Below are 25,645 nucleotides of genomic sequence, written 5' to 3'. Positions count from 1 at the left end.
CCGTCGACGCAACCCTCACCCGCCGGGGCGTCCCACCCGGGCAGATCGGTGCCGACCGCAGCCACCCCCCCGATCCGCGCCTTGTTGTAGCTCGTCCTCAACTGGGGCATCAGCCGCACCGCGAGCAGACACGGCCTGCGCAGCTGCAGAACCTGCGACAGCCACCGAGGCGCGAACACCGATCCAGCGCTGCTCAGCGCCGCCGGTACGGCCACCCGGTCGGGTCCGCTCGGACAGCCGCAGCAGGTCCGTCGATGAGACGCTGAAGGCGGGGCGCCGGGGGTTGGTCGATGACCATCCCGACACTGTGCGCACGGCAGTGCTGTCGCTGTTCTCAAGCTGATGAGCGGAGCCGACGTCCCCCTCTACGATGGCGGCCTGGCCGCCGTATGGAGCGGCGAACCGACGCTGGCCCGTTGCGAGGCCGGCTAGGAGGACGGTGGCTCATGGCGTACGACAGGGAGCTCGCAGACCGCATTCGTGAAGCCCTTGCAGGAGTGGCGCAGGTGCGCGAGGTGCCCATGTTCGGCGGGCTCAGCTTCATGGTCAACGGCAAGATCGCCGTTACCGCGAACGCAGGTGGTCAGCTCATGGTCCGCTGTGATCCCAACAGAATCGAGGCCCTGCTCGAGCGCGAAGGTGCCAGCTGGCCGGAGATGCGTGGCCGCAAGATGAGTAAGGGCTGGATCGTTGTCGGCGATGGCGGCACTGCGTCGGACCAGGCATTCAACTTCTGGTTGAACGAGGCGCTCGAATACAACACGAAGGTAAGCGCCGACGGTTGACCTGGCCCTGCTTGGCGTGTGCCCCCCTCGCGGACCTGGGACGCTGGCTGGAGGATCAGACCCAGATGCGCTGAAAGCCCTTCTCCCGCCTGGAGGAGGCCCGCGCATCGAGCGCTTTCTCGCAAGTCCGCCCACTGCTCGCGCGTGTCAACGCGACCGCAAGCCAGGACCGCACCGCCACGGAGATCACCCTTGTCGACATGGCGGCAGGGCACCTCGCCGAACAACAACCGGCCTACGCGGAACAGCTGCAAGCGGAGACGGCCGAGCAGCAGGACGTGCGGGGTCTGTGGGCCACCAACCGGGTGCGGACGCCGTTGGCGACGCTGCGGGGGACCAAGTCCCGGTGGGTGATGCGCAAGCTGGTGTGGGAGCTCCTGCACGCCGCATCAGAGGCCGGCGACCACATCGCCGCCACCAGCCCACTCATCAGCCGGTGCGCAGTCATGGCAGGGTGCACGCCCAGCCCTGGACAGGAGGATGTCGCCGGGGGAGGGGGCACGCCGCCGCGATCCTCCGCGTATCCATGGCATTGGTCTCGTTTCAACGAATGGACCGCGTCGCCCAGGGTATTGACCGGCTCGGCGAGGCACGTGGAACGAGCTGCGCATGAGTGCGCGAGGCGGGGAGTGAGATCAATGGGTGAATGGTTGCGCCGACATCCGGTGGAGGAGCCGGTGGCCAGCCGCCTGGTTTGCCTGCCGCACGCGGGCGGGACCGCTGGTTCCTACGCCGGCTGGGCAGGTCGGCTGCCGGCCGGGGTGGAACTCGTCGCGGTGCAGTACCCGGGCCGACAGGACCGGCTGGCCGAGGAACCCATCGGGGTCATGGCGGAGATGGCCGACCAACTGGCGCAGGCACTACGTCCGTTGACGGACCTTCCCATGGCACTCTTCGGGCACAGCATGGGAGCCATCGTGTCCTACGAGCTGGCCAGCCTGCTGGAGCGCGCGGACGGCTTCGTGATGGACCACGTCTTCGTCTCCGCGCGGCCCGCCCCCCACCGGGCCCACGGGGAGCAACGGCACCGGTTGGGCGACGAGGACCTGATCGCGGCGATGCGGCGGCTGGGTGGGCCGGACGTCGTGGTGTACGACCATCCGGAGCTGCTGCCCGTCATCCTTCCGCCGCTGCGGGCGGACCTGGCCCTGCTGGACCGCTACCGGCCGGAGCAGTTGACACCGCTTCGGGCGCCCATCACGGCGTTTGGCGGTGAGGCGGACGAGACGTGTCCGGTCGCCGAGCTGGCCTCCTGGGCGGAAGTCACGAAGGCCGGCGCCCGGGTCCGGACGTTCCCAGGGGGGCACCACTACCTACGGGAGCGCGAGGACGAGGTACTCAGAGCCGTATGTGCGGACCTGGCGCCGACCCCATGATGTGACGCGAAGGGCGCCGGGCGTCCAGAGATTCTCTCGGCGTCCGGCGTCATGCCGCGAGTTCGGCAGAGACCGCGCCTCGTCGCGGGTGCCTCGGAGTCGTAGCCGAGGTGGCCGGGCGGGGGAGGGCGACGGTTATGAACGCGCCCCCGTCGCCAAGGCGATGTCTTCCTCGGCGGCGACGGCCGGGTCGGGGCCGACAGCGGTCCGGTTCGCGGGTCGCCCGTTGGCCCGCAGGGGGCGGCGCCGTTCACCGTGACTGGGGAGGTCTCCACTACTTCTCCTTGCGAGCCGCTGGGGCTCCCGGCGGTGACGGTCTTTCGATGCCGCGGTGACCGGCGGAAAGTGCTGCCTCACGCACGTGATCGGCACGCGTGCCACGGGGTCCGGCCAGGCAGTCGGGAACCAGTTAAGTTCACCCCGCTTCCCTGCTAACGGCCCGTCGTTCATTTGGTGACGCCGACTCAACTCGGTCGGCCACCCAACAACAACATGGCGCACGCGCACATCAGGCGAGTGCCACCGAAGGATCACGGCGAGGGCCCGCTGCCCACCCGCCCCAGACCGCATCGCGTCTCACCGCGACTCGCGGACCGCCGGAACCCCCGCGGGGCATCGCCCCGTGGTCACGCCACGCGGTATCGCTCGGCTCGATCCGGACGGCGGCTAGCCTCGCCCCGCCTCGCCTCGTCCGCGTGTCCTGGGTGCGCCCCCGCCCTTCCGCACGCCTTCCCGCCGACCATCGATGGCGCCAGGCGCTCACCCCGGTGGCTTCAGCGCGGCGGACCGGCAGGCAGGTGTAGTGATCGCAACTCCCGTAGCGGCGCCCGACGCTGGCAGAGCCGGGCGCACACCCGCGCACACCGCGCACAGGAGAGAGAAGTGCGCCCAGCGCGCCCCCGATGCGCTCCCGGCGGGATTCGGCCGAAAGCAGTGTCGAGACTCGGCCGTGCTTCCGTGGCGGCAGCAGTCGACTACCGGGCTCCGCGAGGAGGGTCCCCGGCGGCGGACGACCCTGGAATCAGGTGTTCCGATTCTTTCCACGTGCGTTCGTACCGCCGTGGCGAACGATCTCTGTGCAGGTGAGGCGAGTTGCGGGCGGTGTGCGCTTAAGGGGAATTGTGGGTTCAGCATGTGGGGTTGTTTAGCCATCTGTTCGCCGGGCACGCGTGCAGGGCGATGTCGACGGGTTTGCTTCGGCCTGCCCGAGGTCCCTGAGAGATGCCTTGTCGGAATACCCCTCCGTTCAACTTGAGGGGGTTGCCGTCGGTTGACCCACCGTGAAGACTATCGCCGAGTTCGACCGGGTCGAAGGTGCTCGTCGCGAGTAAGGCCCTGCCCTGACCGGCGGGGATGCGCAGCCTTGCAGGGAGCCGCAAGGGCGGGACCACCCAAGGGCCCGCCCTATATAAAGGCAAGCGGAAGTCGCCGTACGGCACTTGCGCGGTGCGTTCACTGGAGATGTGTGATGTCGGCTTGGTGTGCACCACAAGTACCGCCGTTTGTCCAAGGGATGGTATGGAGTCGATGTGGTCCGCAGTGCATGGGGTGAGGCGGGTGGCGGCCCCGGGTAAGGCACGGCAAATGGCTGTTCGAATCGGTCGGAGCCGCGCCGGTTCGCGAAACGCTTGACGCGGCAATTCGAGCTGCTCACTGCTCCGAGGCATCGGCCGTTTGGCCACTCGTGCAGAGCCGGTTGCCTGTCATGAGCGCCCCGGGTCCCATGCGCGACCCGCGTCCGGGGCCGCGGCTCCCCGTCGACCGACCCGCTTGTGGATGCGCTGTCCCCGCGTTCCCCACGAAGGAGAAAAGGTGACCGGCAACCCATCGGTCCAGAAGAACTCGCCGTTCGACAGACTGAGCGAGCGATGGCAGTCCTTACGTGCCTGCGGTCCCGTTCATTACGACGAACGGCAGGGCGCGTGGCAGGTGGTGGACTACTCGTCGGTGGCCGGGATTCTCGCGGACCCGGCGACGTATTCCTCCGACTTCTCGTCGATCGGGCCCACCCAGGAGGACTTCGAGGTCTTCCGGCAAGGCAATTTCGTCGGCATGGACCCGCCGGAGCACCGCAAGCTCCGGACGCTTGTCAGCCAGGCGTTCACTCCCCGCACGGTGATGGGGCTGGAGCCGCGTATCGAATCTGTGTGCGGCCGGTTGCTGGATGACGTCGCCGACCGTGACCGGTTCGACCTGGTCGACGCCCTCGCCTACCCGCTCCCCATCATCGTCATCGCCGAACTGCTCGGTATCCCGGCCACGGACCACAAGCTCTTCCAGGAGTGGGCGGCCACCCTGTTCGGCGGGGACGAACTCGGCGAGTCGCCCAGCATGGCCGACCTGGAGCGCGCCCTGAACGCCATCGCCCCGACGGTGCGGGAGATGAACGGCTACGTCCTGGACCATATCCGCAGGTGTCGAGCGCGGCCGGGGGACGATCTGACCAGCAAGCTGGTGGCTGCCGAAGTGGACGGTGTCCGCCTGGAGGACCAGGAGATCGTCGGTTTCGTCGCGTTGCTGCTGGTCGCCGGGCACATCACCACCACGGCCCTGCTGGGCAACGCTGTCGTCACGTTCGACCGGCACCCCGGCACACTCCAGGCGTTGCGTGCCGACACCGGGCGGCTGCCGGAGGCCATCGAGGAGGTGCTGCGCTGGCTGCCCCCCTTCGCGGAACTCGGCCGGCGCACCACGCGCCCGGTGGTGATCGGGGATCAGGAGATTCCCGAGGGCGCGATGGTGGTGGCTCACCTGGGCGCCGCCAACCGCGATCCCGCCCGCTTCGACGAACCGGACGTCTTCGATCCGGCCCGAAACCCCAACCCCCATCTGACCTTCGGTCACGGCATCCACTTCTGCTTCGGCGCCCCCCTGGCCCGCCTGGAGGCGCGGATCGCGCTTCGGATGCTGCATGAACGTTTCTCCAGCGTGGCTGTCCCTGACTACGACGAGGTCACCTTCCAGAACCCGGCCGTCATCGTCGGCGTACGCCACCTGCCGGTCGAGGTCGCAAGGCCTTAGCGCGCACCGAAGCGCACCCGCATCGAAGCGCACCGCGCCGCACCGAAGAGCGCCCACCGCACCAAAGCGAACCCGCACCGCACCGCATCGAAGAGCACCCGCAAGGAAGCGCACCCGCACCACACCCGCACCGACGCGTCCGGCCGAACCGCTCATCCCCATCGGCCCTCGCGTCATGTCCATGGAACACAGTCATCGGGAGTCCCCTTCACATGCACTACCCCACCGCCGCTCTAGACGCCGCCTCACGACCGTCCCTCTTACGTCAGGCGTTGCAGCACAGTCTCGACACCCTCGCGCGAACCCACCGCGTGCCCGGCGCCCACCTGGCCGTCGACACCGGGACGGAGGTCGTCAGCGTGCACACCGGGACGGCCGACGCCATTCGCGGCACCGCGTTCACGGCCGACACCGCCGTGCCGCTGGGGAGTGTCACCAAGACCTACACGGCCGCCACCGTGATGCTGCTGGTCGACGACGAGGATCTCGACCTCGACGAGGCCGTCGCCGACAACCTCCCGGAGTTCGAGGACATACCCAAGGTGACCGTGCGTCACCTTCTTTCCCACACGGCCGGTCTGCCCACCGGCCCCGACTCGGACACCGCGGCGGGCATGACGGCCTCCCGCTATCTGTCGACACAGTGCACCGCGGAGAACGCGCTGTTCGCACCCGGGACGGACTTCTCCTACTCCAACGTCGGTTACGTGGCGGCGGGACGGCTGATCGAGGCCGTGACGGGCATGACCTGGCAGGAAGCCGTCCGGGTCCTGCTCCTGGAGCCCCTGGGCACCACGCCCGCCTTCCTCGGCGCGAGTGCCCCCGGCCGCCCGACCGCCACCGGACACGCCCTCAACACCGCGACGGGCGCCATGCGGCCGGCCCGCCAGAACCTCGCCCCCGTCGAGGCCCCGGCGGGCGCCCTCCTGGCCGGGGCCCATGATCTGCTCGCCCTGGGCAGGGCCCTGATCGGCCGGTCCGCCGTCGTCCCGCCCACCGTCGCCGCGCTCATGCGGCGCCCCGAGCCGGACATCGAGGCCGGACCCCTGGCGGACGCCTGGGGGCTGGGGGCCGCCCTCTACCAGCAGGACGGCCGATGGTGGTGTGGCCACGACGGGAACGCCCAGGGCACCTCCTGCCATCTGCGCGCGGAGCCGCGCAGCGGTGTCGTGGTCGCCTTCACCGGCAACGCCGGTGGTGCCACCGCCCTGTGGCGGGACCTGGCCGACACCCTCACCCGGCTCACCGGCATGCGCGTGCCCGCCACTCCCGCGAGCGTCGACCGGGGTCAGCCCGTCAGCCTCCCCGAATGCGCCGGGACGTACCGCAACGGGACGACCGAGTACCGGATCAGCCTCGACCCGGACGGCCGGCCCTCGCTGTCGATCGACGGTGACCTGCCGCTGCCGCTGGTCTGTTATCCCGATCTGACCTGTGACCTGGTCGACCCGGTCACCGGCCGGAGGGAACCCGGCGGACGTTTCCACCGCGACCCCGTCGACGGAAGCGTCGACCGCGTGCAGATCTCCGGTCGTACGGCCCGTCGCGTCGGCACCGCCTGACCCACGGCGGTTCCGGCAGCCCCACCCCAGCCGTCCCGGCGTATCCGGACGCACCTCTCCCCGCCTCGAAGAGCAGCCAGCGCGGGGGGTTCCGGTGCGCCCGGGCGGCTCCCCGCGCCCGCGCGTCCCCGCATCGTCACCGCTTTCCGAGGACTCCCCATGACGGACCTGCACAACTCGCCCGACTCGACGTCCCCCTCCACCCGGGTACACGACGTCACCGCAGCCGGCGGCACGGCGGTGCCGCCCCGGCCGCTCGGTGAACTGTTCGAGGCGTGGGTGAGCCGTACGCCGCACGCCCCGGCGGTGACCGACGGCCGACGGACGTGGTCCTACCGGGAGTTGGCCGAACGGACCGGGCGCCTGGCCGCCGATCTCGTCCGGCGCGGGGCCGGGCCGGAGCGGACGGTCGCACTGGTCCTGCCGCGCTCCCTCGAGCTGATCGCCGCCGAGCTGGCCGTGGCCCGGGCGGGTGCCGCGTTCCTGCCCGTGGACCCGCAGTACCCGGAGGAACGGCGCGCGTTGATGCTGCGGGACGCGGCACCGGCCGTCGTCCTCGACGACCCGGCCGGCGTACGCGCCGTCATGGAGGCCGCCGACGACGCCCCGAGACCGTGCCCGCGGGTGGACGCCGACCATGCCGCCTACGTCATCTACACCTCGGGCTCGACCGGAACGCCCAAGGGCGTGACCGTCACCCACCGGGGCATCTCCGCCTTCACCGCGGGCGCGGCCGAGCAGTACGCCGTGGGCCCGGGCGACCGGGTGCTGCAGTTCTCCTCGCCCAGCTTCGACGCTTCCGTGCTGGAACTGTTCATCTCCGTGCTGTCCGGCGCCACCCTCGTCGTCCCGCCGGACGGCCCCTGGCTGGGCGACGAACTCGCCTCCGTGGTCAACGAGCACCGCATCACCCACGCGCTGATCCCGCCGGCCGCCCTCGCCACCCTGCCCGACCCGGCGCGGATCGACGCGGGCCGCCTGCGCACGCTGATCGTGGGAGCGGAGGCCTGCCCGGCGGAACTCGTGGACCGCTGGGCGCCCGGCCGCCGGATGATCAACTCGTACGGGCCCACCGAGACGACCATCGTGGCGTCCTGGACCGGGCCACTGGCGGCGGGCAGCGGGACCCCGGGCATCGGCACCCCCCTTGCCGGCACCGAGGTGCACGTACTGGACGCGGCCCTGCGGCCGGTGCCGCCCGGAGCCGACGGTGAACTGTTCGTCGGCGGCGCGGGAGTGGCCCGCGGCTACCTCCACCGGCCCGGCCTCACCGCCGGACGGTTCGTCGCCAGCCCCTTCGGTCCGCCCGGTGCCCGGCTCTACCGCACCGGCGACCGGGCCCGCTGGAACGCGCGCGGCGAACTGGAGTACCTGGGCCGGCTCGACCGCCAGGTGAAACTGCGCGGCTACCGTATCGAGCCCGGCGAGATCGAGGCCGCGCTGCGGCGCTTCACCGGTGTGCGCGACGCGGTCGCCGTGGTGCGCGAGGACGAACCCGGGCGGCGTCGGCTCGTCGGTTACGTCACCCCCGCCGATCCCGAACAGCCTCTCGACTCCGATGAGTTGAGAGAGAGGGTCGCCGCTGTCCTGCCGCCGCACATGGTGCCGTCCGTCGTGGTCGTCCTCGATGCCCTGCCGCTCACCCCGCAGCACAAGATCGACCTGGGTGCCCTGCCCGCGCCCGTCCGCGCGGCCGGCCGCAGGCATGTGGCGCCGCGCACCGAGCGGGAACGTGTGCTCGCCGAGGTCTGGGCGGACGTCCTGGGGGCGGATGCCGTCGGCGTCGAGGACGACTTCTTCGATCTGGGTGGGGACTCGATCCTCGCCGCCCGCGCCCTGGCCCGCATCCGCGAGGAACTCGGCGCCCGCCTGTCCATCCGGGACGTGTTCACCGCGCGTACGGTCGCCGCCCTGGCCCGGCTGCTCAGCGCCCCCTTCGACGCGGTGGCCGAGGACCCGATCCCGGCCGTCCCGCGCGACCGGCCGCTCCCGCTCTCCAGCGCCCAGCGGCGCCTGTGGTTCCTGAACGACCTCGCCCCGGGCAGCACCGAGTACAACACCGGCGCGGCGCTGCGGCTGCGCGGCGACGTGGACACCGCGGCGCTGGCCCGCGCCCTCGACAAGCTGGCAGCCCGTCACGACGCGCTGCGCACCACCTTCGCCACCCAGGACGGACACGGCGTACAACACGTTCACCCGCACGCCGACCTGCCGCTGCGCACCGCCGACGTGACGCACCTGCCCGCCGCCCGGCGCGACGAGGAGGCCGAACGGCTGCTCACCGAGGAGCTGGAGCACCCCTTCGATCTGGCGGCCGGCCCGCTCACCAGGGCGCTGCTCGTCCGCCGCGGTGCCGACGACCACCTCCTGCTGCTGGCCCAGCATCACATCGTCACCGACGGCTGGTCCGTGGGCATCCTGACCCGTGATCTGGCAGCGCTGTACCGGGCCGAGGTGACCGGCACGGCGGACGGGCTGCCCGCACTCGGCGTGCAGTATCCGGACTTCGCGGTGTGGGAGCGGCGACAGGGCTCCGCCGACAGGGAAGCGGAGGACCTCGTCTACTGGAAGCGGCACCTGGCGGACATGCCGCAACTGGAGCTGCCCACCGACCGGCCCCGGCCCGCCGTGCGCACCACGGTCGGCGCCGCGCACCGCCGGCACCTTCCGACGGAGCTGGTCGCGCGGCTGCGGCACCTGGCGGGGGAGCGCGGTACGACCGTCTTCACGCTGTTCGCCGGGGCGGCGGCGGTGCTGTTCTCCCGGTTCTCCGGCCAGCGGGACGTCGCCTTCGGCACCGTCACCACGGGGCGGGAGCGCCGCGAACTGGAGGACGTGGCCGGGTTCTTCGCCAACACCGTCGTACTGCGCAGCGAAGTGGACGACGCCGCGACCCTCGACCGGTTCGTGGAGAGCATGCGGGCGACGGTGCTGGACGCCTTCGCCCACGACGCGGTGCCCTTCGACCGGGTGGTGGAGGAACTCGCCCCGCCCCGGGATCCCAGCCGGACCCCGCTGGTGCAGGTGCTCGTGGTGCAGCAGACCGCCCTGAGCGACCCGCCGCCCGCCGGCGGGGTGCGGATCGAACAGCATCCGCTGCCCCGCCCGGCCGCCCGCTTCGACCTGGTGCTGGAGTTCACGCCGCGTGCCGACGGCAGCTGCGAGCTCACCGCCGAATACAGCACCGGCCTGTTCGACGCGGAGACGGTCGCCCGGATGAGCCGCCACCTGCTGCGGCTGCTGGAGGGCATCGCGGACGGATCGCACCGCACGGTGGGCGAGCTGGCCCTGCTGTCGGAGGACGAACGGCGCACCATGCTGGAGGTGTGGAACCCGCGGGCCGCCGACACCCGCCGCGCGCCGGGCAGCACCCTGCCGGCGCTCTTCGAGGCGCAGGTGGCACGGACACCCGAGAACACCGCCGTGGTGTGCGGCGCCGAGCGCCTGGACTACGCCGAGGTCAACCGGCGCGCCAACCGGCTCGCCCGCGTGCTGGCCGCCCGCGGGGCCGGGCCCGAGACGCTGGTGGCGCTGTGTCTGCCGCGGACGGCGGACCTGCTGCCGGTGCTGTGGGCCGTACTCAAGTCAGGCGCGGGCTACCTGCCGGTGGACCCCGCCTACCCCGTCGAGCGCATCCGCTTCATGCTCGACGACGCCGCTCCCGCTCTCGTCCTGGCCACCCGCGAGACCGCCGGCGCGCTGCCCGAGGACCGCGCCGCGCTGCTCCTGGAGGACTGCCTCGCCCAGGACGCCGCCGACGGCGACCTCACCGACGCCGACCGGGCGCGGCCCCTCGACCCCGAGCATCCCGCGTACGTCATCTACACCTCGGGCTCGACGGGACGCCCCAAGGGTGTCGTGGTCACCCACCGCAGTGTCGCGGCCCTCGCGGCATGGGCGGGGGAGCGCTTCGGCCCCCGGCGGCTGGCCCACGTGGTGGCCTCCACCTCGCTGAACTTCGACGTGTCGGTCTTCGAGATGCTCTGCCCGCTGCTCGTGGGCGGCGGCGTCGAGGTGGTCGCCGACCTCCCGGCCCTCGCCGACTCCACCGAACCCCGGCGCGCCGGACTGGTCAGCGGCGTGCCGTCGGTGATCTCCCGCATGCTCACCGAGAGCGGGGCGGCCGTGGCGGCGGACACCGTCGTCCTGGCCGGTGAGGCGCTTCCCGCGCAGACCGTGCAGGACCTGCGGCGGGCCATGCCGGACTGTGAGATCGCGAACATCTACGGCCCTACCGAGGCCACGGTCTACGCCACCGCGTGGTTCGCCGGCCCGGCGGTACCGGACCAGGCCCCGCCGATCGGCAGGCCCGTCGCCACGACCCGGGCCTACGTCCTGGACCGCCTGCTGCGCCCCCAGCCGCCCGGTGTGACGGGAGAGCTCTACCTGGGCGGCGGGGGGCTGGCGCGCGGCTACCTGGGACGCCCGGGGCTGACCGCCTCCCGGTTCGTGGCCGATCCCTTCGGCGTGCCGGGGGACCGCATGTACCGCACCGGAGACCTGGTGCGGTGGACCACCGACGGTGAGTTGCAGTACCTGGGCCGTACCGACCAGCAGGTCAAGGTGCGCGGCTTCCGCATCGAACTGGGCGAGGTGGAGGAGGCGCTGCGCGGTGTCGACGGTGTGGCGGAGGCGGCGGCCACCGTCCGGGAGGACGACGGCCGTCGTCGTCTGGTCGGCTACGTCGTTCCCGCGCCGGACGCGCACCTGGATCCGGAGGGGGTGCGCCGCACCCTCGGCCGCACCCTGCCCGACTACATGGTGCCGGCGGCCGTCCTGGTCCTGGCCGACCTGCCCCTGAACCCCAACGGCAAGCTGGACCGGAGCCGTCTGCCGGACCCGGGGCCCGCACGGAGCGGTACGCACCGCGTGCAGCCGCGCACGCCCACGGAGCGCACCCTCGCCGCGATCTGGGCGGACATCCTGCGCGTGGACCGGGTCGGGGTGGAGGACAACTTCTTCACGCTCGGCGGCGACTCCATCCTCAGCATCCAGGTGGTGGCCCGGGCCCGCCAGGCGGGGCTCACCGTGACCTCCCGGGACGTCTACCATCACCAGACGATCGCCGCCCTCGCCCGCTGCGCCGACGCGGCCGGCGACCGGCGGCCCGCCCTCCCGGACGCGGTGCCCGCCACCGGCCCCGCGCCGCTCACGCCCATCCAGCGCTGGCTGTTCGACAGTGCGGCCGACCGCGCGGACGTCTTCGCCCAGACCCTGTCCGTCCAGCTTCCCGACACGGTGGACCCGGTGGCGCTGGAGGACGCCCTCAACGACCTCGTCTCCCACCACGACGCCCTGCGCTCCCGCTTCCTCACCGAAGAGACCGGCGAGGACACCGGCGACGGCCCCGACGCAGCGCCCCGCACCGCATGGCGCGTCGAGGACCGGGCACCGCGCCTCCGTCTGGGCCGCCACGCCGGCCCCGACACCGACACACCGCACCACGGCCCCTTCGACCTGCGCCACGGCCCGCTGCTGCGTGCCGTACTGCACGACCGCGGCCCCGGCCTGCCCCGCGTGCTGCACCTCGCCGTTCACCACCTCGTCGTGGACGGCGTCTCCTGGCGCGTGCTCCTGGAGGACCTCGACCGCGCCTACCGCGCCCGCCGGGAAGGCCGCCACGGGCAGACGGCGTTGCCCGCCAAGACCTCGCCGCTGCGGCACTGGGCCCGGCGCCTGTCCGCCCACGCGGCCGACGGCGGCTTCGACGACGAGGTCGCGTACTGGACCGACGCCGTCGCGGGCGCCGGTGCGGCGCTCCCGGCAGACGGGGAAGGCGCCAACACCTACGCCTCGGCGCGTTCGGTGACCGTCCGCCTCACCCCCGAGGACACCTCCGCCCTGCTGCGCACCCTGCCGGACACCTACCGCACCCGGGTCAACGACGTGCTGCTGAGCGCGCTCGGCCGGGTGCTGTGCGCGTGGACCGGGCAGGAGCGGGTGCTGGTGGACGTCGAGGGACACGGCCGCGAGGAACTCTTCGCCGACGTGGACACCAGCCGTACCGTCGGCTGGTTCACCACCCGCCATCCCGTCGCCCTCGCCGTCCCGCCCGACGCCGACTGGGACGTCGTGCTCAAGCAGGTCAAGGAGCAGCTGCGGGCGGTACCCCGGCACGGGGTCGGACACGACGCCCTGCGCTACCTGACCCGCCCGCAGGCCCTGTCCGGGGCGCCGCAGGCGCAGGTCAGCTTCAACTACCTGGGCCGGTTCGGCCTCCCCGACACCGGGGGCCTGTACGCGGGTGCGTTCCGCCCGCTGGAACTGGACGCCCACCCCTCGGCGGTACGTCCGCATCCTCTGGAGGTCGTGGGCCAACTGGACGGCGACGCACTGGAGTTCACCTGGTTCTACTCCGAGGACCTGCACACCGGGACCACCGTCGCCGATCTGGCCGCACGCTTCGCCGACGCTCTGGCCGGCATCGCGCGCCACGCCGGCCGGCCCGGCAGCGGCGGACGCACCCCGTCGGACTTCCCCCTGACCCGCCTCGACCAGGCGACCGTGGACCGGATCGTGGGGGACGACCCGGGTGCGGTGGAGGACGTCCACCCGCTCACCCCCACCCAGACCGGCATGCTCTTCCACGGGCTCTCCCAGGCCGACGAGGGCGTCTACTTCCAGCAGTTGACCTTCGAGCTGGACGGCGTGGCCGACCCGGCCGCGCTGGCGGCGGCCTGGCAGCGCGTCACGGATCACACGCCCGTGCTGCGCGGACGCGTCTGCTGGCAGGACGTGCCCGAGCCGCTGCTGGTGGTGCAGCGGCACGCCCGCGTCCCCGTGACCCACCTGGACTGGCGCGACCTGCCGGAGCGGGAGCGCGAGACCCGGCTGCGGCAGCTGCTGGACCGGGACCGTGAACAGGGCATCGACCTGACCCGGGCCCCGCTCCAGCGGCTGGTGCTCGCGAGGATCTCCGACAGCGGCGTACGCGTCGTGTGGTCCTTCCACCACCTGCTGCTGGACGGCTGGAGCCTGTTCCAGGTGCTGTCCGACGTCTTCGCCGGGCACGCCACGGGCGGCAGTGAGCCCCTGCCCGACCGGCGCCCGTTCCGTGACTACGTGGCCTGGCTGCGCGACCGTGACGGGGCGGAGGCCGACCGGCACTGGCAGTGCCGCCTCGCGGACCTGGACGAGGCGACCGCGCTGCCCTACGACCGCGAGCCACGCGAGAGTCACCGCGCCGAGTCCATGGCGGCGGTCCGCGGCACCGTGGACGCGCCCACCACCCGCACCCTGGAGGAGCTGGCCAGGACGGCGGGGCTGACCCTCAACACCCTGGTGCAGGGCGCGTGGGCGCTGCTGCTGAGTCGGCAGGCCCGCAAGCCCGACGTGGTGTTCGGCACGACCGTCTCCGGGCGGCCGCCCGAGCTGCCGGGAGCCGACGCGATGACCGGCCTGTTCATCACCACCCTGCCCACGCGGGTCACGGTGCCGCACGACCGGGCGCTGCTCGACTGGCTGCGCGACCTCCAGAAGGACCAGAGCGAGGACCGCCGCTTCGACCATGTGCCGCTCACCCGCATGAAGGACTTCACCCGACTCCCGGAGCGGGCACCGCTGTTCGACAGCATCGTCGTCTTCGAGAACTACCCGGTCGACGACGACCTGGCCGCCGCTCACGGACTGCGCCTGACCGGACTGGACGGCATCGAGACCACCAACTACCCGCTGAGCCTCGTGGCCTATCCGGGTGCCGAACTGGGACTGCGGCTGGGCTACGACCCGCGGTTGTTCGACGCCGGGACCGTCGAGCGGATGGTCGAACACCTCACCGTTCTGCTGGCGGGCATGGCCGCCACTCCCGAACTCCCGCCCGCCCGGCTGCCGTTGCTCACGGACGCCCGCCGCCGCCAGGTGGTCGAGGAGTGGAACGACACCGCCACCACCACGCCCGAGACCACGGTGGCGGAGCTGTTCGCCGCACAGGTGCGCCGCACACCGGACGCCGTGGCCGTGGACGCGGACGAGGAACGGCTCACCTACCGGGAGCTCGACGCCCGAGCCGCCCGGTTGGCCGCCCGGCTGACCGCGCTCGGTGTGACGGCCGAGGTCGCCGTGGGCGTGCTCACGGGGCGTTCGGTCGATCTCGTCGTCGTGCAGCTGGCGCTGGTCCGCACCGGGGGCGTGTACGTCCCGCTGGACGGCAGGGCGCCGCGGGAGCGGCTGCGCAGGATGCTCGCCGAGGCGGGCGCGCGGCTGCTGCTGACCGACGCCGAGTGGCAGCGGACGGCGGAGGAGGCGCTGCCCGACGGCACCGTGCTGCGCGCGGCGGACCTCCTGGCGGGTGAACTGCCCGACCCGGACGGCGCCTTCGTGGCGGACGTGCCGGCCGCCCGCCCGGTCCACCCCGACAACGTCCAGTACCTGATGTTCACCTCCGGTTCCACCGGCACTCCCAAGGGCGTGGCGGTACGCCAGCGGGACGTCGCCGCGCTCGCCCTCGACCGCGCCTTCACCGGGCACGACCGGGTCCTCGTGCACTCCCCGCACGCCTTCGACGCCGCCACCTACGAGGTGTGGGTGCCGCTGCTGCGCGGCGGGACGGCCGTGCTGGCCCCGCCGGCCGACGTGGACGCCGCCGTCGTCCGTCACGCGATCACCGAGCGGGGCGTGCGCTGCCTGTGGCTGACTGCGGGACTGTTCCGGCTGCTCGCCCAGGAGGACCCCGCCTGCCTGAATGGCGCCCGCGAGGTGTGGACCGGCGGCGAGGCCGTTCCGGGCGCCGTGGTCGGCCGCGTGCTCGACGCCTGCCCCGGCCTCACCGTCGTCGACGGCTACGGCCCCACCGAGACCACCACCTTCGCGACCCGGCGCGTCTTCCGCGCCGGTGACCCGCTCCCGCCGGTGCTGCCCATCGGGCGCCCGCTCGACAACACCCGCGTGTACGTCCTGGACGACGTCCTGCAGCCGCAACCGCCCGGCATTCCCGGGGAGTTGTACATCGCGGGATCCGGACTGGCCCGTGGCTACGCCGGACGTCCCGGCGCGACCGCGGCGCGCTACCTGGCCGACCCGTTCGGACCGCCCGGCGGGCGGATGTACCGCACCGGCGACATCGTGCGGTGGAGCGCCGACGGCGAACTGCACTTCGTGGGACGCGCCGACGACCAGGTCAAGATCCGCGGGTTCCGGGTCGAGCCCACCGAGATCGAGGCCCGCCTCACCGCCCACCCGGCCGTCGCCGAGGCGGTGGTCTCGGTGTACGAGCCCGCCGGACGCAAACGGCTTGCCGCCCACCTCGTGCCCGCGCCCTCGGCCACCGTGCCGTCCGCCAGCGAGCTGCGCGCGCACGTCGTCGCCGAGTTGCCCGACTACATGGTGCCCGCCGCCTTCGTCACGGTGACCGAGCTGCCCCTGACCGCCAACGGCAAGGTGGACCGGCGCCGGCTGCCCGCTCCCGACTGGGCGGCGGCCGGCGACGCCGAGTACCGCGCGCCGCGCACCGAGGCCGAGCGGATCCTCGCCGGCATCTGGGCGGAGCTGCTCGGCACGGACCGGGTGGGCGCCGACGACAACTTCTTCATGCTGGGCGGCGACTCGATCATCAGCATCCAGGTCGTCTCCCGCGCTCGCGCCGCCGGGATCGCGCTCACCCCGAGGGACCTGTTCCGGCATCCGACGGTCGCCGCTCTGGCCGCCGCGGCGGCCTCGGGCACCGCCGCACCCGTGGCGGGGACGGGCCCGGTCAGCGGTGAGGTCCCGCTCACCCCGATCCAGCACTGGTTCCTCGATCCCGGACCGCGGCGGCCGGAGTTCTTCAACCAGTCCGTCATCGTGGACACACCCGACGACGTCGACCCGGCCGCCCTGCGCCGTGCCCTCGCGGCCGTCTACGCCCACCATGGCGCCCTGCGCTGCCGTTTCACCCGGTCCGCCGACGGCACCTGGCGCCAGGAGTGCGCCGGAGCCAACGAGGAGGCTCCCGAGCTGCTGGAGGTCTGCGACCTGAGCGGACTGCCGGCGACGGCGGCCGAGGAGACCGAGGCCCGCGTCACGGCCGAGGCGCACGCCGCCTTCCGACTGCCGAGCGGACCACTGCTGACGGCCCGCCTGTTCACAGGAACAGGAACAGGAACCGGAAGCGGAAGCAGCACCGGCACCGGAACCAGCGTCGGCACCGCAACCGGAACGGAAACCAGCACCGGAACGGAAACCGGCACCGGCGACACCGAAGGGACCGGCGCCCGGCTCCTCCTCGTCGTTCACCACCTGGTCGTCGACGGCGTGTCCTGGCGCATCCTGCTGGAGGACCTGGAGACCGCCTACGGGCAGGCCCGTGCCGGGGAGCCGGTGCGCCTGCCGGACCGGACGACCTCCGTCCAGGAGTGGGCGCGGCGCCTGCACGCCCACACCGAGGCCGGCGGTTTCGCCGCGCAGCGCGACTACTGGGATGAGGTGGCCCGGCACTGCGCCGCACCGCTGCCGGTGGACGGCGACGGCGGCAACACCATGGCCGACGTGGACGCGGTGACCGTACGCCTGGACCGGCGGCACACCGACGACCTGCTGCGGAAGGTGCCCGGCGTCTACCGCACGCGCGTCGACGACGTCCTGCTGGCCGCTCTCGGCCGGGTGCTGTCCGGATGGACCGGACGGCGTGCCGTCGCCGTCGGCCTGGAGGGGCACGGCCGCGAGGACCAGCTCTTCGACGACGTCGACCTCTCCCGTACCGTCGGCTGGTTCACCACCCTCTTCCCTGTCGCCCTCGACATCCCGGACGGCGACTGGGGAGCGGCCCTGAAGTCCGTGAAGGAGCAGCTGCGTTCCGTGCCCGGGCGGGGCCTGGGACACGGCGCCCTGCGCCGGCTCGCGCGCGACGAGCGGCTGGCCCACGCGCCGATGCCAGCAGTCAGCTTCAACTACCTGGGCCGGTTCGACTGGTCCGCCGGGGGCGGCACGCTGGTGCGTTCCGTACCGGGCGGGCTGGACGGCGCCGAGGCGCCCGAGTCGGTGCGCCCGCACCTGCTGGACGTGGTGGCCCGCGTCGAGGACGGCGAGCTGGAGGTCACCTGGCACTACAGCCGGCACCTGCACCGGGAGGAGACCGTCAGCCACCTCGCGGCCGGCATGCTGCGGGCGCTGGAGGAGGTCGTCGCGCACTGCGCCGACCCCGGGGCGGGCGGCCGTACACCGTCGGACTTCCCGCTGGTCCGCATCGACCAGGCGGCCGTGGACCGGGTGGTCGGCGACGGCCGCGGCGTCGAGGACCTGTACCCGCTGACGCCGATGCAGGCGGGCATGCTGTTCCACAGTCTCATGGACCCCGACAGCCGCACCTACGTCAACCAGGTCCAACTGGTGCTGTCGGGCGTCGGTGATCCGCACGCCCTGGCCGAGGCGTGGCAGGAGACCGTGGACGCCAACGCGATGCTGCGCACCCGCCCGGTGTGGCAGGAGACCGCCGAACCGCTCCAGGCCGTGCAGCGGCGGGCGGCCGTGCCGGTGACCCAGCACGACTGGTCCGGGTGGTCCGACGAGCGGTGCGAGGCGGAACTCGCCCGGCTGGTCGAGGAGGACCGGCAGGCCGGCATCGAGCTCGGGACGGCTCCACTGATGCGCCTGGCCCTGATCCGGCTCTCGCCCGAACGGGTGCGGATGCTGTGGACGTTCCACCATCTGCTGCTCGACGGGTGGAGCGCGGCCCAGGTCTTCGACGAGGTGTGCGAGCGGTACGCGGCGCTCACCACCGGGCGCCGACCCCACGTGCCCGACCGTGCCCGCTTCAGCAACTACCTCGCCTGGCTGGCCCGGCAGGACACCGAGCGGGCGGAGGCGTACTGGCGCGAGGCCCTGGCCGGTTTCCCCGTCGCCACCGAACTGCCGCGCGACCGGCGGCCGGCGGAGGCGCACCGCAGCTCCTCCTCGGGGTCGGTGCGGGTGACGCTCGACGCGGAGGTGTCCGCGAGGCTGCGCCGGACCGCGCAGGAGGCCGGCCTGACCGTCAACACCGTGCTCCAGGGCGCCTGGGCACTGCTGCTGTCCCGTTACGGCGGCGGGGACGACGTGGTGTTCGGCACCACCGTCTCGGGGCGTCCGGCCGACCTGCCGGGCGTGACGTCGATGGTGGGCGTGTTCATCAACACCCTGCCCACCCGGGCGCGGATCGACGGGCGGCGCCGGCTGCTGGACTGGCTGGGTGACCTCCAGGCCGCCCAGTCGGAGTCCCGGCGCCACGACTTCGTCTCGCTCGCCCAGCTCCAGACGTGGAGCGAGGTACCGGGCGGCACCCCCCTGTTCGACAGCATCGTGGTCTTCGAGAACTACCCGTTCGACGCGGACGCCCTGGCCCGGCACGGCCTGGCCATGGAGCAGGAACGCGATGTGGAGCCGACCAACTACCCGCTCAGCGTGGTGGTCGCGCCCGGCGACACCCTGACGGTCACCCTCGACTACGATCCCGCCGCCTTCGACGCCACCACCGTCGACGGCCTCGGCGCGAGCCTGCGCACGCTGCTGACGGAGATGGCCACCGACCCCGAGCGCGACCTGGCCGACCTGCCCCTGATGTCCGGCGAACAGAGCCGCCGTCTGCTGGAACGATTCGGCGGCCCGGTGGCCGAGGCACCGCTGCAGACCCTGCCCGAGGCGTTCCGCGCGCAGGCCGCGCGCGTCCCGGACGCCGTCGCCGTGCTCGGCGACACGGAACAGCTCACCTACCGGCAGCTCGACGAGCGCGCCAACCGGCTGGCCCGGCTGCTCATCGAGGCCGGAGCCGGCCCCGAACGGTTCGTCGCCCTCGCCCTGCCGCGCACCCCGGACCTGATCGTGGCCCTGCTGGCGGTCCTCAAGAGCGGCGCCGCCTACCTTCCCGTCGACCCGGGCTATCCGGCCGAGCGCGTCGCCTTCCTCTTCGACGACGTGCGGCCCGAAGCCGTCGTCACGAGCGCGCAGACGTCCAGCCGGCTGCCGGACGGCCCGTTCACCCGGATCGCCCTCGACGACCCCGCCTGCGCCGCACGCCTGGCCGCGCTGCCCGGCGACGACATCACCGACGAGGAGCGGCACGCAAGGCTGCTGCCCGACCACCCCGCCTACGTCATCCACACCTCCGGTTCGACCGGCCGGCCCAAGGGAGTCGTCGTCGCCCAGGCGTCGGTGCTGGCGCTGACCGACTGGGCCGCGGCCGAGTTCGGCGGGCGGGGCCTGGACCACGTCGTGGCCTCCACCTCGCTCAACTTCGACGTGTCGGTGTTCGAGATCTTCTCCCCGCTGCTGGCCGGCGGCCGTGTCCAGATCGTCCACGACCTGCTGGCCCTCGCCGAACGCGAGGAGCCGTGGCGGGCGGGACTGCTCAGCGCGGTGCCCTCCGCGCTGGGCCGGCTGCTGGCGGAGGACACCGTCCGCGTCACCGCCGACACCGTCGTCCTCGCCGGTGAGGCGCTGCCCGTGCGGACCGTGAGCCAGGTGCGCGCGGCGGTCCCCGGCTGCCGGGTGATGAACATCTACGGCCCCACCGAGGCCACCGTCTACGCCACCGCCTTCACCTGCGACCCGGCCGACCCCGACCGTGTCCCGCCCATCGGCAGGCCCGTCGGCGGAGCCCGCGCCTACGTCCTGGACGCCCGGCTGCGCCCGGTCCCCGCGGGTGCGCCCGGCGAGCTGTACCTGGCCGGAACCGGCGTGGCCCGCGGCTACCTGAACCGGCCGGGACTGACCGCGTCCCGCTTCCCCGCCGACCCGTTCGGACCGCCCGGCAGCCGCATGTACCGCACCGGAGACGTCGTACGGTGGACCGCCGACGGCGACCTGGTGTACCTCGGCCGCTCGGACGACCAGGTGAAGGTCCGCGGCTTCCGCATCGAACTCGGCGAGGTCGAGGCCGCGCTGACCCGGCATCCCCAGGTGTCCGCGGCCGCCGCCCGCGTCGTCGAACACGACGGCCACAAACGGCTGGTGGCGTACGCCGTACCCGACGGCGGCGAGCTGCCCGACTCCGCCGGACTGCGGGACTTCCTCGCGCGTACCCTCCCCGACCACCTGGTGCCCGCGCTCGTCCTTCCGCTGGAGCGGCTGCCGCTGGGGGCCACCGGCAAGCTGGACCGGCGCGCGCTGCCCGACCCCGTGTGGTCGGCTCCGGGCGGGTCCGGTGACCGCCCGCCGCGCACCGAGGCCGAGCGGGCGCTCGCCGCGATCTGGTCGGAGGTGCTGGGCGTGCCCGACGTGGGCGCGCGGGACAACTACTTCGCACTCGGCGGCGACTCCATCCTCGGCATCCAGATCGTCTCCGCCGCCCGCAGGGCCGGCCTCGCCCTGACCCCCCGGCACCTGTTCCAGCACCAGACCATCGCCGAACTCGCCCTGGTCGCCCAAAAGGCGACGGACCGGCCGGCCGTGGGGGAACAGGGCCCGGTCGTGGGAGAGGTACCGCTCACCCCCGTCCAGCACTGGCTGTTCGACACGCTCACCGGCGACCCCGCGCGGCTGACCCAGGCGGTCTCCTTCCACCTGGCCGCCGACACCGACGAGGCCCTGCTGCGGGCCGCCCTGGCCCGCGTACTGGAGCAGCACGACGCGCTGCACCTGCGGTTCGAGCAGAGCGACGACGGGCGGTGGCGGCAGCACGGCACCGCCCCCGGCGAGGCGCTGCCGCTGGAGGTGCACGACCTTGGCGAGGACACGGACACCTCGGTGAGCGACCTGGCCGACCGCCTGTGCGCCGGGTTCGACCTGGCCCACGGCCCCCTGCTCAGGGCCGCGCTGTGCAGGACGGGCGACGCACGGCGGCCCGTGCTGCTGCTGGCCGCCCACCACCTGGTCGTGGACGCCGTGTCCTGGCGGATCATCCTGGAGGACCTCGAGACCGCCTACCGGGCGCTGCGCGCCGGCGAGCCGGCGGACCTCGGGCCGAAGACCACCTCCTTCCGGGCATGGTCGCGACGCCTGAGCGCTCACACCGCGTCCGGCGGCTTCGACGACGAACTCGCCCACTGGCAGGCCCTGTCCGCCGACCCGGCACCGCTGCCGACCGACCTGCCCGGAGCCAACACCGCCGCCGACGAGGAGACGGTGACGGTGAGCCTGGACAGCGACGAGACCCGACGGCTGCTCCAGGACGTGCCGGACGTCTACCGCACCCGCGTCAACGACGTCCTGCTGTGCGCCCTGGGCCGCGTCCTGACCCGCTGGACCGGGCGGGACCGGGTCACGGTGGCGCTGGAGGGCCACGGCAGGGAGGACCTGTTCGACGACATCGACCTGTCGCGGACCGTCGGCTGGTTCACCACCATGTTCCCCCTCGCGCTCGACCTCCCCGGAGACACCGGCACCGGGGCGGCGCTGAAGTCCGTCAAGGAGAGCCTGCGGGCCGTGCCCCGGGGCGGACTGGGCTACGGCGCCCTGCGCCACCTGCACCCCGACCGCGACCGGCTCGGCCTTCCGGGGTTGCCGCAGGTCGGCTTCAACTACCTGGGCCAGCAGGACTGGACCGCCACCGAGGGCGGCCCGCTGCACATGCCGTACGGGGGGCTGACCGGCGGCATCGACCGCGCGGCGGACCGGCCCCACCTCCTCGACGTCCTCGGCCGAGTCGTGGACGGACGGCTGGAGTTCACCTGGTCGTACTCGCGCCAGGTGCACCGGCGGGAGACGGTGGCCCAGCTGGCCGCGGGCATGGCCGGGGAACTGCGGACCATCGTGCGGCACTGTGCCGAGCCCGGCGCGGGCGGCCGTACCCCGTCGGACTTCCCGCTGGCGCCGCTGGACCAGACGGCCGTGGACCGGCTGGTGGGCACCGGCCGCGACATCGTGGACCTCTACCCGCTCACCCCGACCCAGGCCGGCATGGTCGTGCACGGGCTGGACGAACCCGGCCAGGGCATGTACGTCGAGCAGATCACGTTCGTCGTGGACGGGGTGCGCGACCCCGGCCCGCTCGCCGCCGCCTTCCAGCACGTGGTCGACCGCACCCCCGTCCTGCGCACCACGGTCGCGCTGCACGGCGTCCCCGTCCCGCTCCAGGCCGTTCACCGCGGCGCCGTGCTGCCTGTCACCGAGCACGACTGGAGCGCCCTGACCCCGGCCGAACGCGACACGGCACTGGAACGGCTCCTGGCCGAGGACAAGGCCCGCGGCATGGCACTGGACCGCGCCCCGCTGCTGCGCCTGGCCCTGATCCGGCTCGGCCCGGACCAGGTACGGGTCCTGTGGACCTTCCACCACGTGCTGCTGGACGGCTGGAGCGTCTTCCACGTCCTGGCGGACGTCATGGCCGCCCACGAGGCGCTCGCCCGCGGCGAGGAACCCCGGCTGCCGGACCGCCGCCCCTTCGCCGACTACGCCGCCTGGCTCGCCGCCCGGGACACCGCGCCGGCCGAGGAGCACTGGAGGAGCGTCCTCGCGGACCTCACCGCCCCCACACCGCTGCCCTACGACCGCAGGCCGGCCCACGGCTCCGCAGCCCGCTCCGACACCTGGCTGTCGCAGTGGCTGGGAACGGAGGAGACCAAGCGGCTGGAGGACTTCGCCCGCCGCAACCGTCTGACCCTCAACACCGTGGCGCAGGGCGCCTGGGCGCTGCTGCTGTCGCGCTGGAGCGGCGAGCGGGAGGTGTGCTTCGGCACCACCGTCTCCGGGCGGCCCGCCGACCTGCCCGGCGCCGACACCATCACGGGCCTGTTCATCACCACCCTGCCCGCACGGGTCACCGTGGACGGCGGCGCGTCCTTCGACGCCTGGCTGCGGGAGACGCAGACCGCCCGGGCCGAGGACCGCCGCTTCGACCACGTGCCGCTGACCGACCTGCAGGCATGGAGCGCGCTGGACGCCGGCACACCGATGTTCGACAGCCTGCTCGTCTTCGAGAACTACCCGGTCGGGGACGCCACGGCCGGCGCCCACGGCGTCCACGTACGCGACCTCGACGCCCGCGAGGCCACCAACTACCCGCTCACCGTGGTCATCTCGCCGGGTGAACGGCTCGGCGTCGAACTCGGCTACGACCCGCGCTGCTTCGACGCGTCCACCGCGCGGTCCCTGGCCGGTCAGCTCCTGCACACCCTGGGCGAACTGGCGGCCGCCCAGGACGCCGACCGCCTGGACGCGCTCGACATCCTGCCGCCCGAGGAACGGGCACGGCTGCTGCGCGGCCCCGCGCGCCCGCAGCTCGCCCCGGTGCCCCCGGCGACCCTGCCCGCCCTGATCGAGGCGGCGGTGGACCGCCGGCCGACCGCCCCGGCGCTGAGCGCGCCCGGCCTGTCGCTGACCTTCGCCGAGACGGAGGCGCGGGCCAACCGCCTGGCACACCGGCTCGTCGCGCGCGGCGCGGGCCCCGGCACCCTGGTCGCGCTGGTCCTGCCGCGCTCGGCGGACATGGTCCTGGCCCAGCTGGCGGTGGCCAAGACCGGCGCCGCATTCCTGCCGGTCGACCCCGACTACCCGGCCGAGCGGGTCGCGTTCATGCTGCGGGACGCGGCGCCCGCCGTCACCCTCGACGCCGCCGAGGTGGCCGCCCTGCTCGCGGCGCCACCGGACGGCACGGCGGACCACCGGCCCACCGACGCCGACCGCACCCGCCCGCTGGACCTGGACGACCCGGCCTACGTCATCTACACCTCCGGCTCCACCGGCACCCCCAAGGGCGTGGTGGTCACCCACCGGGGCCTGGCGGGCTTCGCCGCCGCCGAGGCCGCCCACTACCAGGTCGCGCCGGGCGACCGGGTGCTGGCCTTCGCCACACCCAGCTTCGACGCCTCGGTCCTGGAGCTGTGCATGTCCCTGCCGCACGGCGCCCGCCTCGTCGTACCCCGGCCCGGCCCGCTGCTCGGCGCCGAACTCGCCGACGTGCTGCGCGAGGAGCGCATCACCCACACCCTGCTGCCCCCGGCCGCGCTCGCCACCCTGCCGCAGGACGCCCCCGGCACCCTGCCCGACCTGAAGACCCTGACCGTCGGCGCCGACGCGTGCGGCCCCGACCTGGTCGCCCGCTGGGCCCCGCACCACCGCCTGGTCAACTCCTACGGACCGACCGAGGCCACCGTCGTCGCCACCTGGTCCGATCCGCTGGAGGCGGACGGCACCGCCCCGCCCATCGGCCGCCCGCTGCCCGCCACCGGCGCCTACGTGCTGGACGCCCGGCTGCGGCCCGTCCCCGACGGGGTGCCGGGCGAGCTGTGGCTGAGCGGACCGGCGCTGGCCCGCGGCTACCTGGGCCGGCCCGGGCTCACCGCGACCCGGTTCACCGCCGACCCGTTCGGGCCGCCCGGCACCCGCATGTACCGCACCGGCGACCTCGTACGACGCGACGCCCGCGGCGAACTGCACTACCTGGGCCGCACCGACCACCAGCTCAAGCTGCGCGGCCACCGCATCGAGGCGGGCGAGGTGGAGGCCACGCTCGCGCGTCACCCGGCCGTCCTCGACGCCGTGGTGAGCGTCCGGGAGGACGAACCGGGCCTGCCGCGCCTGGTCGCGCACCTGCTGCGCGCACCCGGCGCCGAGACGCCGTCCGCCGCCGAACTGCGCAAGCTCGCCGCCGCCACCCTGCCCGGGCCCATGGTGCCCTCGGCGTACGTGGTCCTGGAGAGCTTCCCGCTCACCGAGAACGGCAAGACCGACCGGGCCGCCCTGCCCGCGCCCGCCTTGGACACGCCACGGGCGGCGGAACACATCGCTCCCCGCACCCCCACCGAGGAGGTGCTGGCCGCCCTGTGGGAGGAGGCCCTGCACACGCCGGTCGGCGCGGAGGACGACTACTTCGACCTCGGCGGCGACTCCCTGCGGGCCCTGCTCATCGCCTCACGGGCCAACGACGCCTTCGGCGTCACGCTCACGCCCCGCGACGTCCTGGTCCACCGCACGGTCGCCGCCCTGGCGGACCTGGTGGAGGAACAGGTGCTCAGCGAACTCGAAGACGCCGCACGCGGCGACAGCGACCACGACGAACGGTGAGGACCGGCAGACC

5 protein-coding genes are annotated in these 25,645 nt (G+C 73.4%); all 5 read left to right on the top strand.

What is annotated here, in order from left to right:
* Positions 1-446: 446 nt before the first annotated feature.
* Positions 447-785: a TfoX/Sxy family protein gene (locus tag ACH41F_RS05135; RefSeq protein WP_391237679.1), complete on the top strand. Its 339-nt coding sequence runs from the start codon at positions 447-449 to the stop codon at positions 783-785.
* A gap of 638 nt (positions 786-1,423) precedes the next feature.
* Positions 1,424-2,161, top strand: coding sequence for a thioesterase II family protein (locus ACH41F_RS05130; protein ID WP_398833073.1), 738 nt, complete (start codon positions 1,424-1,426; stop codon positions 2,159-2,161).
* Between the two features lie 1,812 nt (positions 2,162-3,973).
* The gene (locus ACH41F_RS05125) at positions 3,974-5,182 is read left to right on the top strand and encodes a cytochrome P450 (RefSeq protein ID WP_391237673.1); all 1,209 of its coding nucleotides are present in this window, start codon (positions 3,974-3,976) and stop codon (positions 5,180-5,182) included.
* A gap of 212 nt (positions 5,183-5,394) precedes the next feature.
* Complete coding sequence (locus ACH41F_RS05120) at positions 5,395-6,744, top strand: serine hydrolase domain-containing protein (RefSeq protein ID WP_398833069.1); 1,350 nt, start codon at positions 5,395-5,397, stop codon at positions 6,742-6,744.
* 159 nt (positions 6,745-6,903) lie between these two features.
* On the top strand, positions 6,904-25,632 hold the full coding sequence (locus ACH41F_RS05115; RefSeq protein ID WP_391237667.1) for a non-ribosomal peptide synthase/polyketide synthase: 18,729 nt from the start codon (positions 6,904-6,906) through the stop codon (positions 25,630-25,632).
* The last annotated feature ends 13 nt before the right edge of the window (positions 25,633-25,645 follow it).

The sequence above is a fragment of the Streptomyces sp. NPDC020489 genome, from assembly GCF_044386545.1.
Lineage (GTDB): Bacteria > Actinomycetota > Actinomycetes > Streptomycetales > Streptomycetaceae > Streptomyces.
This window is presented reverse-complemented; position numbering and strand designations above follow the sequence as displayed.

Coding starts and splice junctions, on each gene's coding strand:
- ACH41F_RS05135 (WP_391237679.1), top strand. CDS start 447: ATGGCGTACGACAGGGAGCTCGCAGACCGCATTCGTGAAGCCCTTGCA.
- ACH41F_RS05130 (WP_398833073.1), top strand. CDS start 1,424: ATGGGTGAATGGTTGCGCCGACATCCGGTGGAGGAGCCGGTGGCCAGC.
- ACH41F_RS05120 (WP_398833069.1), top strand. CDS start 5,395: ATGCACTACCCCACCGCCGCTCTAGACGCCGCCTCACGACCGTCCCTC.
- ACH41F_RS05115 (WP_391237667.1), top strand. CDS start 6,904: ATGACGGACCTGCACAACTCGCCCGACTCGACGTCCCCCTCCACCCGG.